The sequence below is a fragment of the Pseudomonas fluorescens genome, from assembly GCF_902497785.1.
Classification (GTDB): domain Bacteria; phylum Pseudomonadota; class Gammaproteobacteria; order Pseudomonadales; family Pseudomonadaceae; genus Aquipseudomonas; species Aquipseudomonas fluorescens_BO.
This window is the reverse complement of record NZ_CABVHK010000001.1, coordinates 314,889-328,914: the sequence shown is the minus strand read 5'-3', so window position 1 is coordinate 328,914 and position 14,026 is coordinate 314,889. Positions and strand designations below refer to the sequence as shown.

Annotated in this window: 15 protein-coding genes and 1 pseudogene; 10 read left to right on the top strand and 6 right to left on the bottom strand. The window is 60.8% G+C overall.

The window, feature by feature from the left end; all coding sequences use genetic code 11:
* The first annotated feature begins 93 nt into the window (after nt 1-93).
* The 3 genes from F8N62_RS01610 to F8N62_RS01600 all read left to right on the top strand — a co-directional run bounded on the left by F8N62_RS01610 (nt 94) and on the right by F8N62_RS01600 (nt 1,970).
* Entirely contained in the window at nt 94-834 is a 741-nt protein-coding gene (locus tag F8N62_RS01610) for a response regulator (protein WP_150709305.1), read from the top strand.
* A 187-nt stretch (nt 835-1,021) separates the two neighbouring features.
* The gene (locus tag F8N62_RS01605; RefSeq protein ID WP_150709304.1) at nt 1,022-1,408 is read left to right on the top strand and encodes a hypothetical protein; all 387 of its coding nucleotides are present in this window, start codon (nt 1,022-1,024) and stop codon (nt 1,406-1,408) included.
* Between the two features lie 337 nt (nt 1,409-1,745).
* On the top strand, nt 1,746-1,970 hold the full coding sequence (locus F8N62_RS01600) for a hypothetical protein (RefSeq protein ID WP_150709303.1): 225 nt from the start codon (nt 1,746-1,748) through the stop codon (nt 1,968-1,970).
* 100 nt (nt 1,971-2,070) lie between these two features.
* Here the strand turns inward: F8N62_RS01600 and F8N62_RS01595 are convergent, their stop codons facing one another.
* From F8N62_RS01595 to F8N62_RS01590, 3 genes and pseudogenes are all read right to left on the bottom strand, one after another.
* Nucleotides 2,071-3,507 carry an FAD/NAD(P)-binding protein gene (locus tag F8N62_RS01595; RefSeq protein ID WP_150709302.1) on the bottom strand — a complete coding sequence of 479 codons (1,437 nt, stop codon included), beginning with the start codon at nt 3,505-3,507 and terminating at the stop codon, nt 2,071-2,073.
* 54 nt (nt 3,508-3,561) lie between these two features.
* A pseudogene (locus tag F8N62_RS32230) lies at nt 3,562-3,661 on the bottom strand (ABC transporter ATP-binding protein); the annotation flags it as partial.
* Nucleotides 3,662-3,668: 7 nt separating this feature from the next.
* Complete coding sequence (locus tag F8N62_RS01590) at nt 3,669-4,232, bottom strand: helix-turn-helix domain-containing protein (RefSeq protein WP_150709301.1); 564 nt, start codon at nt 4,230-4,232, stop codon at nt 3,669-3,671.
* Here F8N62_RS01590 and F8N62_RS01585 point away from each other — a divergent pair.
* The 7 genes from F8N62_RS01585 to F8N62_RS01555 all read left to right on the top strand — a co-directional run bounded on the left by F8N62_RS01585 (nt 4,227) and on the right by F8N62_RS01555 (nt 11,572).
* A complete protein-coding gene (locus tag F8N62_RS01585; RefSeq protein WP_150709300.1) occupies nt 4,227-5,252 on the top strand; it encodes a DMT family transporter in 1,026 nt (341 codons plus the stop codon). The genes F8N62_RS01590 and F8N62_RS01585 overlap by 6 nt on opposite strands.
* 256 nt (nt 5,253-5,508) lie before the next feature.
* Nucleotides 5,509-8,427, top strand: coding sequence for a monovalent cation/H+ antiporter subunit A (locus F8N62_RS01580; RefSeq protein ID WP_150709299.1), 2,919 nt, complete (start codon nt 5,509-5,511; stop codon nt 8,425-8,427).
* On the top strand, nt 8,427-8,771 hold the full coding sequence (locus F8N62_RS01575; protein WP_003202835.1) for a Na+/H+ antiporter subunit C: 345 nt from the start codon (nt 8,427-8,429) through the stop codon (nt 8,769-8,771). The genes F8N62_RS01580 and F8N62_RS01575 overlap by 1 nt, the downstream gene beginning before the upstream one ends.
* Complete coding sequence (locus tag F8N62_RS01570; protein WP_150709298.1) at nt 8,768-10,453, top strand: monovalent cation/H+ antiporter subunit D; 1,686 nt, start codon at nt 8,768-8,770, stop codon at nt 10,451-10,453. The genes F8N62_RS01575 and F8N62_RS01570 overlap by 4 nt, the downstream gene beginning before the upstream one ends.
* Nucleotides 10,450-10,938, top strand: a complete 489-nt coding sequence (locus F8N62_RS01565; RefSeq protein ID WP_150709297.1) for a Na+/H+ antiporter subunit E — start codon at nt 10,450-10,452, stop codon at nt 10,936-10,938. The genes F8N62_RS01570 and F8N62_RS01565 overlap by 4 nt, the downstream gene beginning before the upstream one ends.
* Complete coding sequence (locus tag F8N62_RS01560) at nt 10,935-11,213, top strand: K+/H+ antiporter subunit F (RefSeq protein WP_150709296.1); 279 nt, start codon at nt 10,935-10,937, stop codon at nt 11,211-11,213. Before F8N62_RS01565 ends, F8N62_RS01560 begins: the two co-directional genes overlap by 4 nt.
* The gene (locus F8N62_RS01555; RefSeq protein ID WP_150709295.1) at nt 11,210-11,572 is read left to right on the top strand and encodes a Na+/H+ antiporter subunit G; all 363 of its coding nucleotides are present in this window, start codon (nt 11,210-11,212) and stop codon (nt 11,570-11,572) included. Before F8N62_RS01560 ends, F8N62_RS01555 begins: the two co-directional genes overlap by 4 nt.
* A gap of 141 nt (nt 11,573-11,713) precedes the next feature.
* Here F8N62_RS01555 and F8N62_RS01550 read toward each other — a convergent pair whose 3' ends face one another.
* The 3 genes from F8N62_RS01550 to F8N62_RS01540 all read right to left on the bottom strand — a co-directional run bounded on the left by F8N62_RS01550 (nt 11,714) and on the right by F8N62_RS01540 (nt 13,949).
* Nucleotides 11,714-12,151, bottom strand: coding sequence for a DUF3995 domain-containing protein (locus tag F8N62_RS01550; protein WP_150709294.1), 438 nt, complete (start codon nt 12,149-12,151; stop codon nt 11,714-11,716).
* A 161-nt stretch (nt 12,152-12,312) separates the two neighbouring features.
* Complete coding sequence (locus F8N62_RS01545; protein ID WP_150709293.1) at nt 12,313-13,326, bottom strand: ABC transporter substrate-binding protein; 1,014 nt, start codon at nt 13,324-13,326, stop codon at nt 12,313-12,315.
* A gap of 152 nt (nt 13,327-13,478) precedes the next feature.
* On the bottom strand, nt 13,479-13,949 hold the full coding sequence (locus F8N62_RS01540) for a hypothetical protein (RefSeq protein ID WP_150709292.1): 471 nt from the start codon (nt 13,947-13,949) through the stop codon (nt 13,479-13,481).
* Between the last annotated feature and the right edge of the window lie 77 nt (nt 13,950-14,026).

Below are 14,026 nucleotides of genomic sequence, written 5' to 3'. Positions count from 1 at the left end.
TTTTCAGGCGTAACGTGTCACAGCGGACTTTAGATACACTTCGATACAACCGCGGCTGAAAAAGCACTGTCCGTATAACAAGAGGCTTGAGTGATGGAACATGTGAACCACATCCTGATCGTCGACGACGATCGCGAGATTCGCGAGCTGGTGGGCAATTACCTGAAGAAGAATGGCCTGCGCACCACGGTGGTTGCCGATGGCCGGCAGATGCGCAGCTTTCTCGATGGCAACACCGTGGACCTGATCGTGCTCGACATCATGATGCCCGGCGACGATGGCCTGCTGCTGTGCCGCGAATTGCGCTCAGGCAAACATAAAGCCACACCGATCCTGATGCTCACCGCACGCAACGACGAAACCGATCGCATCCTCGGCCTGGAAATGGGTGCCGACGATTACCTGACCAAACCCTTCGCCGCCCGCGAACTGCTGGCGCGGATCAACGCCATCATGCGCCGCACGCGGATGCTGCCGCCTAACCTGCTGATCAGCGAAAGCGGCCGGTTGCTGGGGTTCGGCCGCTGGCGCCTGGACACGACGGCCCGTCATTTGCTCGACGAGGACGGCACCATGGTCGCCCTCAGTGGTGCTGAATACCGCCTGCTGCGAGTGTTTCTCGATCACCCGCAACGCGTCCTGAGCCGTGACCAGTTGCTCAACCTGACCCAGGGTCGCGACGCCGACCTGTTCGACCGTTCCATCGATTTGCTGGTGAGCCGTTTGCGCCAGCGCTTGATGGATGATTCGCGCGAGTCGACTTACATCAAAACCGTGCGCAGCGAAGGCTATGTGTTCTCTTATCCGGTGGAAATGCTCGGCGCGGAGTCGTGAAGTCTTGCCCCTGAGTTGATTGTTGACCGGGGGTTTGTATCTGTTTGTATAAGAACCCGCGACAGATACGCAGACAGCGATTTCAGGCCGTTCACACACACATCAGCGATACACCCGGGCGTTTAACTGTGATCACCGGATAGCAGCGGCTACCGACCACTCAAACTAAACGCACGGAGATTCAACCATGTTCAATTTCTCGAAAGTCTCGTCCCTGGCACTCGGTCTGGCACTGGTCGGCGGTCTCGGTCTGTCGAACCTGGCTTCGGCCAGCACCGCAAGCGCGCCATCCCACAGCCAGATCCAGCCGTTGCTGGTGGAAGGGGGTTCGGACCGTCTGCAACAGAATCGCGTGGCTGAGGGCGGTGCCGATCGTCTGCAAGAGCTGCGCGAGCGTGTGGCTGAGGGCGGCTCCGATCGCCTGATCGAAAACCGCGTCGCTGAAGGCGGTGCGGATCGTCTGCAGGAACTGCGTGAGCGTGTCGCCCTGATCAGCCCAGGCAACGCCGTGCGCGGCGGTGTGGTGGTGGCGGACAACCGTGCCGAATTCGGTTCGAAATATCAGCGGTATTGATTGCGCAGAACCTGAAACACCCAAAAGCCCGGATTGCCCGCAATGCTGTTCACTTAAGACATCTTGAGCCGAGCGAGATACCTGTGGCGAGGGAGCTTGCTCCCGCTGGACTGCGCAGCAGTCCCTTTTTTGGGGCCGCTTCGCGGCCCAGCGGGAGCAAGCTCCCTCGCCACAGAGTCAGCGTTGCGCTTATGTGAACAGCATTACGGATGGCCCGGGCTTTCTGCTGTGTGATGGATCAACGTTCTTGATATCGACTATGCGTCAGGGTGTTTTTTCATCGTGAGGCTTCAGCTCTACAGTGGACCCATCTTCTCCCCACTTCTGGAGCTACATCATGAAAAACATTATCGGTCTTGGTTTCGCCCTGTCGGTTCTTGGTGCTACATCGGCTATCGCGGCGCCCCACGCGACTTCGCAGGTTGTTGCTGCGGCGAAGGTCAGCCAGCCGGCTACGTTGAATGTGAATACGGTGGGTGTTGATCAGAAAGACGTCCAGGCGAGCAAGCTTTACGTCGCTGACAACCGCCCTGAGTTTGGTTCGAAGTATCAGCGTTATTGATTGATGCGTTCGTGTTGCTCAACACAGGAAATCCCCGGGAAGATTCGGTCTTTCCGGGGATTTTTCTTGTCTGGACAGCCATCCGTTTCCGCGGTTACGGCTATGTACTCGATTCCGAAGCCAAACGAGCAGCCAAAGCCTTGGCCTGACTCGCCACATCCGTCACCGCCGTACTCTCCCACCACATCCCCCGCAACGGCGGCCCCATCGCAAACAGTCGCGTGGCCACCTGTCCATCGCCCGCCAGTACAGCGCCTTCCACCGCCGCCGCAATCCCCAACGCCAACGGCCCCGGCCGCACCAACCCGCGCGCCAGCAACTGTTGCGGCAACGGTCGCGCCACCCGACGCCAGTCATATTCAATCCCGCTGGAATTGATCAACGCTGCACCACTGACCACCACCGTTGCCGTTTCACCACGACGACGAATGCGAATACTGACCCCGCTCGCCGCAGGCTCCAGCCCCTTGAACGATGCCGCCTGAATCCGCAACCGCCCTTCTTCGTGCAGACGCGCCACCAACTGCGCACTCAACGGCGGCGAGCGGTGGTGATGGCTCTCCCACCACGGCCGCACATGCCGCACAAACTGTCGCCGCTGCACGTCCGTTGCCTGATGCCACAAGCGCCCGATGTGCGCCCGGACGGTGTCGAGCGGCGCCTGCCAGTCGATACCCTGCGCGACCGCGTCCCGACACTGCCGCCGCAGTGCCCGCACCAACTGTCGCGGGGTACGAATGCTCTGATCGTTGGCAAGAAAATCCACCCATTCCGGTGGTTGTCGGCGCACATGCGGCAACAGCCCGTGGCGCGAAAATACCTCGATCGGCCCGCGATGCCCGGCCTGTTCCAGCGAGACCACCGCATCAACCATGGTCAAACCGGAACCGATGATCAGCACCGTCGATTGCGCATCGAGTTGACGCATGGCCGCGACGTCCCAAGGATCGAGCGCTGCGGCGTTCAAACCACTGGATTCGGTCTGCGGCGTGCGCGCCGCCGGGAACATGCCCGTCGCCAATACCGCATAAGCCCCCTGCAAGCGCTGCCCGTCACTCAAGCTCAAGCGCACCGAATCGTTGAGCGTTTCCAGGTCCACCGCTTCGGCCCGCACATGCTCGACCGTCGAGCCATTCAACGCGCCCAGCGCTTGCGCCTCGGCCAGACGCTGCTGCACGTACAGGCCGAAAATCCCCCGAGGCGGAAACAATTCGCTGACCGGCACATGCTGCTCATCGGACTCGGGCCAGCCGCCGGCCGCGATGTACGCGGTCAGCCATTGGGTCAGGTCGTCGGCGTTGTCCGGGTCGACGCTCATGCGCGCGGCGTTGCCGTTCAGCGTGTGGCCCAACTCGACCGCGCTGTACGCCTCGCCCCGGCCAAGCTCGGCGCGGGGTTCGATCACCAGCAGTGAACGTTTGCCGGGAAGACGCAACAACTGCGCCGCCAGCATGGCGCCGCTGAGGCCACCACCGATGATCAGGATGTCTGCGTGGCGGATGACGTCGGTCTCCTGTGCGCTTGGGGTTTGAGTCATGGCGCTCTCAATGATCAGTGTTTGCCTGAATGGAAGTCATGCAGATTGCCCCGCATCGCCGCGATTGAGCTGGGCGACGTTCTCGAAAAATCTCCTGGACGATAATAGGCGCCAAACCCACCGAAGGTTCATCAAGCAATACCAAAGTAGGACGGCCACAGTCAGATCACTACGTTTCTGACGAATCGAGCGGCTACCGTTCCGTCATTGCGATAGGAATGGGGCTGGTTGCTCGCAAACATGTAGAACTCGCCGGCGGCAATCTCGTGGGGCGTGTCGCCGAGGGTCAGGGTCAGGCAGCCTTCGAATACAAAGATCTGTTCGCTCCAGCCTTCGGCGTCCGGTTGCGACGGGTAAATTTCCCCCGGTTGCAGGCACCATTCCCACTGCTCCACTTCGCGAGTGGCGGTCGCCTTGGACAGCAGAACGGCCTTGCTGCCCGGAATCAATCCGGCCCAGGCCAGCTCATTGATGCGGCTCGGGTCGCGGGCATCCGGCGCCTGGATCAAGTCACTGAAGGCCACGTCCAGCGCTTCGGCGACGCGGTCGAGGGTGGTCAGGCTGACGTTCTTCTCGCCGGCCTCGATCGCCACCAACATCCGGCGGCTGACTCCGGACTTTTCCGCCAGCGCGGTCTGGCTCATGTCGGCGGCGTGGCGCAAACGTCGAACGTTCAAACTGACGTGCTGGAGGACCGAAGCCCGTGGGGGAGAATCTTTGTGCACTATATTGCTCACTTGGTGGGGTTGGGCAGTATACTGCGCAACTTTCGACGCATTGTGCGTCGCCCTCAGGTAGCGCGCAAGGTCATGACGTCGTTAAACACCTCCCCGGCTTCTTCCCGTTTCTCCCGGTTCAGCAAGGCCGAGTGCGTGCTGGTAGTGATCACCATGGTCTGGGGCGGCACCTTCTTGCTGGTGCAACACGCGATGACCGTCAGCGGCCCGATGTTCTTCGTCGGCCTGCGCTTCGCGGCGGCAGCAATTATTGTCTCGCTGTTTTCCTGGCGCCACCTGCGGCAAATGACCCTGTTCGAACTCAAGGCCGGGGCTTTTATCGGCGTGGCGATCATGCTGGGCTACGGCTTGCAGACCGTCGGCTTGCAGACGATTCCCAGCAGCCAGTCGGCGTTTATCACCGCGCTGTACGTGCCCTTCGTGCCGTTGTTGCAATGGCTGGTGCTGGGGCGGCGTCCGGGGTTGATGCCGAGCATTGGCATCATGCTGGCGTTCACCGGTTTGATGTTGCTGTCGGGGCCCGCCGGCGCCTCGTTCAATTTCAGCCCCGGTGAAATTGCCACGCTGATCAGCGCCATCGCGATTGCCGCCGAGATCATTCTGATCAGCACCTACGCCGGCCAGGTCGATGTGCGGCGGGTGACGGTGGTGCAATTGGCAACCACCTCGGTGCTGGCGTTTCTGATGGTGGTGCCGACCCGGGAAGTGATTCCCGGCTTCTCATGGTTCTTGTTGGCGAGCGCGCTGGGGCTCGGTGCGGCAAGCGCAGCGATTCAAGTGGCGATGAACTGGGCGCAGAAAAGCGTTTCACCGACCCGGGCGACGCTAATTTATGCCGGTGAGCCGGTGTGGGCCGGGATTGTCGGGCGGATCGCCGGGGAACGCTTGCCGGCGATTGCCCTGGTGGGCGCGGGGTTGATTGTGGCGGCGGTGATTGTGAGTGAGTTGAAGACTAAGGGTAAGGCTGTGGCAGCGGTGGACAGGTTGGAGCGGGAAACTCAGGGTTGAACCGCGATTACAACGGTGTTTGCTAAACAGCTATCGCGGGCAAGCCCGCTCCCACAGGGTTAGCGCAATCCTTGGGAGCGGGCATGCCCACGGCGGTATTAAGGCGAAGGGCCGGCATAGGAGAAATCACTGTTCCTGTAACAATGTGAATCAGGCTTTTTCCGTCTACCTTGTAGGATTCTGCCACAGCTTGCCGTTTGGCGATCTGGGGACTGGCACGTATGATGCTTCACAAACTTCCGCAGATTAGAAGCCTATGTCCCTGATAGTTCTACTGCTTCTGCCCTTCGTCGGCAGCTGTGTCGCGGCCTTGCTGCCGCATAACGCGCGTAACACCGAATCCTTGCTGGCTGGTGTGGTTGCCTTGATCGGCACTATCCAGGTCGCCCTCCTGTACCCGCAGATAGCCCATGGTGGCGTCATTCGCGAAGAGTTTTTCTGGTTGCCCAGCCTGGGCCTGAACTTCGTCCTGCGCATGGACGGGTTTGCCTGGCTGTTTTCGATGTTGGTGCTGGGCATCGGCACGCTGGTGTCGTTGTACGCCCGCTATTACATGTCGCCGGATGATCCGGTGCCACGGTTTTTCGCATTTTTCCTGGCGTTCATGGGCGCCATGCTCGGGTTGGTGATCTCCGGCAACTTGATCCAGATCGTGTTTTTCTGGGAGCTGACCAGTCTTTTCTCCTTCCTGCTGATCGGCTACTGGCACCACCGCGCCGATGCGCGGCGCGGCGCCTACATGGCGTTGATGGTCACAGGCGCGGGTGGTTTGTGTTTGCTGGCGGGGGTCATGATTCTCGGCCATGTGGTCGGCAGCTATGACCTGGACAAGGTCCTGGCCGCCGGCGATCTGATTCGCGCACATGCCCTTTACCCTGTTCTGCTGCCCCTGATTCTGATCGGCGCCCTGAGCAAAAGCGCGCAATTCCCCTTCCATTTCTGGCTGCCCCACGCAATGGCGGCGCCGACACCGGTCTCGGCCTATCTGCACTCGGCGACCATGGTCAAGGCCGGGGTTTTTCTGCTGGCGCGCCTGTGGCCGTCGTTGTCCGGCAGTGAAGAATGGTTCTACATCGTCAGCGGCGCCGGCGCCTGCACGCTGTTGCTCGGCGCGTACTGCGCGATGTTCCAGAACGACCTGAAAGGCCTGCTCGCCTATTCGACCATCAGTCACCTCGGCCTGATCACCCTGCTGCTGGGCCTGAACAGCCCGCTGGCTGCCGTCGCCGCGGTGTTTCACATTCTCAACCACGCAACTTTCAAGGCCTCGCTGTTCATGGCCGCGGGAATCATCGACCACGAAAGCGGCACCCGTGACATTCGCAAGCTCAGCGGCCTGATCAAACTGATCCCCTTCACCGCCACCCTGGCGATGGTCGCCAGCGCCTCTATGGCGGGCGTGCCGTTGCTCAACGGCTTCCTTTCAAAAGAAATGTTCTTCGCCGAAACCGTGTTCATCAACGCGACCGCCTGGATCGAGATGACGCTGCCGATCGTCGCGACCATCGCCGGGACATTCAGCGTCGCTTATTCGCTGCGCTTCACCGTTGACGTGTTCTTCGGTCCTACCGCCACTGACCTGCCGCACATCCCGCACGAACCGCCACGCTGGATGCGTGCGCCGGTGGAATTGCTGGTGTTCGCGTGCCTGATCGTGGGGATATTCCCGGCGCAGGTCGTCGGCCCGTTGCTCGCGGCGGCGGCCCTGCCCGTGGTCGGCGGCACGCTGCCGGAGTACAGCCTGGCGATCTGGCACGGCTGGAACGCGCCGATGATCATGAGCCTGATCGCCATGACCGGCGGCATCGTGCTTTACCTGTTGCTGCGCAATCAGCTCAAGCGCGGACGCTTCAAATATCCGCCAGTGGTCGGCCACTTCAACGGCAAGCGAATGTTCGAGCGAAGCCTGGTGATCATGATGCGCCTGGCCCGTCGCCTGGAACGGCGGACCAGCACCAAACGCCTGCAAACCCAATTGTTCCTGATGGTGCTCGCCGCCGTGCTGGCCGGGCTGACCCCGATGCTTCACAGCAGCCTGAGCTGGGGCGACCGGCCGAAAATCCCCGGCTCGATCGTGTTCGTGACCTTGTGGCTGCTGGCGATTGCCTGCGCGCTCGGTGCCGCGTGGCAAGCCAAGTATCACCGGCTCGCCGCCCTGACCATGGTCAGCGTCTGCGGCCTGATGACGTGCATCACCTTCGTCTGGTTCTCCGCGCCGGACCTGGCGTTGACGCAACTGGTGGTCGAAGTGGTGACCACGGTGCTCATCCTGCTGGGCCTGCGCTGGTTGCCGCGACGGATCGAAGAGGTCTCGCCGTTGCCGAGCACCCTGCGCAAGGCACGCATCCGCCGCCTGCGCGACTTGCTGCTGTCGGTCGCGGTGGGTGGCGGCATGGCGCTGCTGTCGTACGCGATGCTGACGCGGCAGACGCCCAACGACATTTCCTCGTTCTACCTCAGTCGCGCCTTGCCCGAAGGCGGTGGCAGCAATGTGGTCAACGTGATGCTGGTGGACTTCCGTGGCTTCGACACCCTCGGCGAAATCACCGTCCTGGCGGCGGTGGCGCTAACCGTGTTCGCGCTGTTGCGCCGCTTCCGTCCGCCCAAAGAAAGCCTGCAATTACCCGCTCAACAGCGTTTACTCGCGCCCGACGTGGTCACCGACCTGGTCAACCCGCGTTCGGCCAGCGACACCGCGCTGGGCTTCATGATGGTGCCGGCGGTGCTGGTGCGTCTGTTGTTGCCGATTGCCTTTGTAGTGTCGATCTATCTGTTCATGCGCGGGCACAATCAGCCCGGCGGCGGCTTCGTCGCGGGGCTGGTGATGTCGGTGGCGTTTATCCTGCAATACATGGTTGCGGGCACGCAGTGGGTCGAGGCACAAATGAGCCTGCGGCCGCTGCGCTGGATGGGCACCGGTTTACTGTTTGCCACCGTCACCGGGCTCGGTGCAATGGCGGTCGGTTATCCGTTCCTGACCACCCACACCTGGCATTTCTCCCTGCCGGTGTTCGGCGACATTCACATCGCCAGCGCGCTGTTCTTTGACATCGGCGTGTACGCGGTGGTCGTCGGCTCGACTTTATTGATCCTCACCGCCCTCGCCCACCAATCGGTACGCGGGCACAAAACGGCGGCCCTGCCCAAGTCCGTCGCCATGAAAGGAGCCGTCTGATGGAAGAAGTCATCGCAATCGCCATCGGCGTGCTGGCGGCATCCGGCGTCTGGCTGGTGCTGCGGCCACGGACGTTTCAGGTGGTCATGGGGCTGTGCCTGCTGTCCTATGGCGTCAACCTGTTCATCTTCAGCATGGGCAGCCTGTTCATCGGCAAGGAACCGATCATCAAGGACGGCGTGCCGCAAGACCTGCTGCATTACACCGACCCGCTGCCACAAGCGCTGGTGCTGACCGCCATCGTGATCAGCTTTGCCATGACCGCGCTGTTTCTCGTGGTGCTGCTGGCATCACGCGGCTTGACCGGTACCGACCATGTGGATGGCCGGGAGCCTAAAGAATGAATGCAATGACGCACCTGATCGCCGCGCCGATTCTGCTGCCGCTGCTGACGGCCGCCGTGATGCTGATGCTGGGCGAGAAACACCGCCCGCTGAAAGCCAAAATCAATCTGCTCTCCAGTCTGCTGGGCCTGGGAGTTTCGGTGTTGTTGCTGCAATGGACCCAGAGCACCGATGTGCCCGGCTCCATCGGCGTGTACCTGCCGGGCAATTGGCAAGTGCCGTTCGGCATCGTCCTGGTGGTCGATCGCCTGTCGGCATTGATGCTGGTGCTGACCGGAATCATCGGCGTCAGCGCCCTGCTGTTCGCCATGGCCCGCTGGGACGGCGCCGGTTCAAGTTTCCACGCGCTGTTCCAGATTCAGCTGATGGGTTTGTATGGCGCGTTCCTGACGGCGGACCTGTTTAACCTGTTCGTGTTTTTCGAGGTGCTGCTGGCCGCATCCTACGGCCTGATGCTGCACGGTTCGGGCCGGGCGCGGGTGTCGTCGGGGTTGCATTACATCTCGATCAACCTGCTGGCGTCGTCGCTGTTCCTGATTGGCGCTGCGTTGATCTACGGGGTCACCGGCACCCTGAACATGGCTGACCTGGCGCTGAAAATCCCGCTGGTGCCGGAGGCCGATCGCGGCCTGTTGCATGCTGGCGCGGCGATTCTGGCCGTGGCGTTTTTGGCCAAGGCCGGGATGTGGCCGCTGAACTTCTGGCTGGTGCCGGCCTATTCCGCAGCCAGTGCACCGGTGGCGGCGATGTTTGCGATCATGACCAAGGTCGGCGTCTACACCTTGCTGCGTCTGTGGACGTTGCTGTTTTCCGGTCAGGCCGGCGCCTCGGCGTACTTCGGTGGCGACTGGTTGATTTACGGCGGCATGGCGACCATCGTTTGCGCGGCCGTAGCGATGCTCTCCGCGCAACGGCTGGAGCGCATGGCCAGTCTGAGCATTCTGGTGTCGGCGGGGATTCTGCTGTCGGCCATCGGGTTCGCCCAACCCAACCTGATCGGGGCGGCGTTGTTTTACCTGGTCAGCTCGACCCTGGCGTTGAGCGCGCTGTTCCTGCTGTCCGAGTTGATCGAGCGTTCGCGTTCGGCCAATGAAATGCCGCTGTACGACGACGGCGATCTGATCGCGCGGCCCCTCGAATCCTTGCAACCGCCCAAAGGCATCAACCTCGATGACGAGCAGAAAGCCGTCGTCGGTCAGGTGATCCCCTGGACCATGGCGTTCCTCGGTTTGAGCTTCATTGCCTGCGCATTGCTGATCATCGGCATGCCGCCGCTGTCCGGGTTCATCGGCAAACTGGGCTTGCTCAGCGCGCTGCTTAACCCGCTGGGCCTGGGCAATGGCGCCGATGAACCGGTGTCGAACGCCGCATGGGGACTGCTGGCGTTGCTGATTCTTTCCGGGCTGACGTCGCTGATTGCTTTTTCCCGGCTGGGCGTCCAGCGCTTCTGGACCCCTGAAGAGCGGCCTTCGCCCTTGCTGCGCCGCTTTGAATGCGTGCCAATCATTGCTCTGCTCGGCCTGAGCATTGTGCTGACGTTCAAGGCTGAACCGCTGTTGCGCTATACCCAGGCCGCGGCTCAAGCCTTGAACAATCCGGAACAATACGTGATGGCCGTGCTCGGCACGCGCGCCGTTCCCGGTCCGGACGCCCAGGCCGCCGTCGCAGAGGTGCAGCCATGAAACGTCTGTTTCCCGCACCGTGGCTGTCTCTGGCGCTGTGGTTATTGTGGCTGGTGCTGAACCTGTCGATGAGCCCGGGCAATCTGCTGCTGGGCGCGGTACTCGGATTCTGCGCGCCGCTGATGATGCGCAAATTGCGACCCTTGCCGATCCGCATTCGCCGCCCCGGGGTGATCCTGCGCCTGTTCTTCATCGTCGGTCGCGACGTCTTGGCGTCCAACCTCGCCGTGGCCTGGGGCGTGCTCAACGCCGGCCGTCGCCCGCCACGCTCGCGGTTCATCAAGGTGCCACTGGATCTGCGCGACGCCAACGGCCTGGCGGCGCTGGCGATGATCTGCACAGTGGTCCCCGGTACAGTCTGGTCGGAACTGGCGCTGGACCGCAGCATTCTGTTGCTGCACGTGTTCGATCTGGATGACGAAGCGCTGTTCATCGAGCATTTCAAGGTGACCTACGAGCGCCCGTTGATGGAGATCTTTGAATGAGCCCGTTGCTGTCGAATGCGATTTTGCTGAGCCTGTTCATTTTTTCCCTGGCGATGACATTGACATTGATCCGTCTGTTCAAAGGACCGTCGGCGCAGGACCGGGTTCTGGCGCTGGACTACCTGTACATCATCGCCATGCTGATGATGCTGACCCTGGGTATTCGTTATGCCAGTGACACCTACTTCGAAGCGGCGTTGCTGATCGCGCTCTTTGGCTTTGTCGGCTCGTTTGCCCTGGCGAAATTCCTGTTGCGTGGCGAGGTGATCGAATGAACGCTGAACTGTCTCTGTGGGTGGAGATTCCTGTGGCGACGCTGCTGGTGCTTAGCAGCATTTTCGCCCTGATCGGTGCGATCGGTCTGGTGCGCATGAAGGATTATTTTCAGCGCATGCACCCGCCGGCGCTGGCCTCGACACTGGGTGCGTGGTGTGTGGCGCTGGGTTCGATCATCTATTTTTCGGCGCTCAAGTCAGGGCCGGTGCTGCATGCCTGGCTGATTCCGATTCTGCTGGCGATCACGGTGCCGGTCACCACCTTGCTACTGGCGCGGGCGGCGTTGTTTCGCAAGCGTATGGCCGGGGATGATGTGCCGGCTGAGGTGAGCAGTCGGCGCACTGAAAGCGGGAGTTAGGATCGTAAGGGTGTGTTGATTGACCGGCCCTCTTCGCGGGCAAGCCCGCTCCCACAGGATCTTCAGTGTTTACACGAACCCTGTGGGAGCGGGCTTGCCCGCGATAGCAATAGATCGGCCAACATGAAAGCTCGGTTAACCTCAAATCCAGGCAACTGCCAGTAGTCCCGCCCCCAACACCACACACAACGGCGAATACACCCAGGTGTCCAGCCGCGCAAACCTCGATCCCTTGACCTGCTTGAAAAACCCCACCAGGTTCGAATCGCCAATCGCCCGGGCGAACATCAGCATTGCGATGGCACTGATCACCCATTGCAGTGACTGATGCGGCACCGCTGGCACCCACCAGCCAACGCGCAAACATACCAGCGCAGCAATCAGCAGCAGCCCGAACGCCACGAGCAACGTCAGCCGCCCCGAAGGCTTGAACGCGGGCCGCAATGTCCCGCTACCCTCCTCTGGCAACTGCGGCACCGCCACCACGGCCGCCCAACGGCCTCCCAGCCCCCAATAGACATGCACCAGGGCAATCACCGAGAAGATCGTCACCAGCCCTTGAGCCAACACGAATGTCATGGTCGAGAATCCTTGAAAGGGATTTGAACAGAATCATCCTAGTCGGCATTTTCAAAATGGCACGCTTTGCGTTGGAGCTGCCGAAGGCTGCGATCTTTAGTTTGATGATTTCTCCCAAGATCAAAAGATCGCAGCCTTCGGCAGCTCCTACGGGGATGTGTTTATTTCAAGTCGGCGGTGACTTTATCCGCCACATCCTTCGGCACCCACGCCTGCCACACATCAGGGTGCGCCTTCATGAACGCCTCTGCAGCCTGACGCGGCGGGGTGTGTTTTTCGCTCATTTCGGCCAGTGCCTTGTTCAGCGGATCAATCGGGAAATCCACCTTGCTGAAAAAGTCGGCAATCTGCGGGTATTGTTTTTGAAACGGCGTGGACACCCCGATCGACAGCTTCGAAGCCAGCGAACGGGTGGGTTTCGGATTGGGGTTATCAGCGTCGGTCAGGGTTTTCCACGCTTCGGCGTCGAACGGCGGCTCTTCCAGCTGAATCAGTTTGAAGCGACCCAGCAAGGGTGTTGGCGACCAGTAATAGAACAGGACCGGCTTGCCGCGACGAATCGATGAACTGATTTCCGCGTCAAGCGCCGCACCCGAGCCGCTGCGGAAATTCACATAGCTGTCATTCAGTCCATAAGCGGTGAGCTTCTGCTTGTTCACCACCTCAGAGGTCCAGCCAATCGGACTGTTGAGAAAGCGCCCCTTGCCTGGCGATTCAGGATCACTGAACACGTCCTTGTATCTGGGCAGGTCAGTGACACTGCGCAAGCCGGGGGCCAGTGGCTTGATGCCTTTCGCCGGGTCGCCCTTGATCACGTACTCGGGCACCCACCAGCCTTCAGTGGCGCCCTTGACCGTATCGCCAAGGCTGACGACCTTGCCCTCGGCTTCGGCCTTGACCCAGACCGGGCTGCGACCGGCCCATTCTTCGCCAATGACCTGGATGTCATTGTTCGCCAGCGCAGTCTCCAGGGTGATGGTCGTGCCCGGCAGCGTATCGGTGGGCAGCCCATAGCCCTTCTCGACGATGATCCGCAGGATGTCAGTGATCAAACTGCCGCTTTCCCAGTTCAGGTCAGCGAAGTGGATCGGTGCCTGAGCGGCAAATACCGGGATAGGCAAAGCCAGTCCGCAGGTGACCAGGACAGCGGTCAGCAACCGTCGAAATCCGTTCATGCTTTTGCACCTCGTGCTGTTCACAGCAATAGCAGGATGGCCTGGCAGAAGACCGCAAGCCTCAAAATACTCAGTCCACTGACTGTAGTAGAGGTTCCTGCTTTCGAGGGGCGGGGATTAAATTTCGGAAAAGTCCTGCAAGCCCGAGGCCATTACTCACTGGCCTTGAAGGTCACCAGTTCACCCTTGCGCCACTTGGCTGCCTTGGCCGTCACGGCCTTCAGGGTTTTGGTCAGGCCTTCCTGCAATTGTTGGTGGGCGGCAAACACCATCACCACGCTATGCCCTTCCTTGAACACAATCGCGTGACCGTCGGCCGTTGTCACAAACGCGTAATCGCCAAGGCCGTACACCGTGAGTTTGATGTCGCGAAACTTGATTTCCAGTTTTCCGCCTTCGCGGCTGGGCAAAACAGAAGCGCTGAAATGATCGCCGACCTTGAGTTTCAGGCCCGGCTTGTCGTCCACCACCAGCGCTGATTCGGTGTCGAGTTCGGCAATGTAAATGCCTTCAGCGTTCTGTTCGGTGACATAAACAAAACGTGACTGGAACTGCTTGACCAGCTTTGCGCGCAAATCACCCAGCACGAACAAAGCATGCATATCGAGATTACTTACTGCCAAGGAAACATCCCCACATCTGAAAATGATGCTGCACGCGGACAACCCGCGCACAGCAGAAATAAGCGGCAATGCCAAAG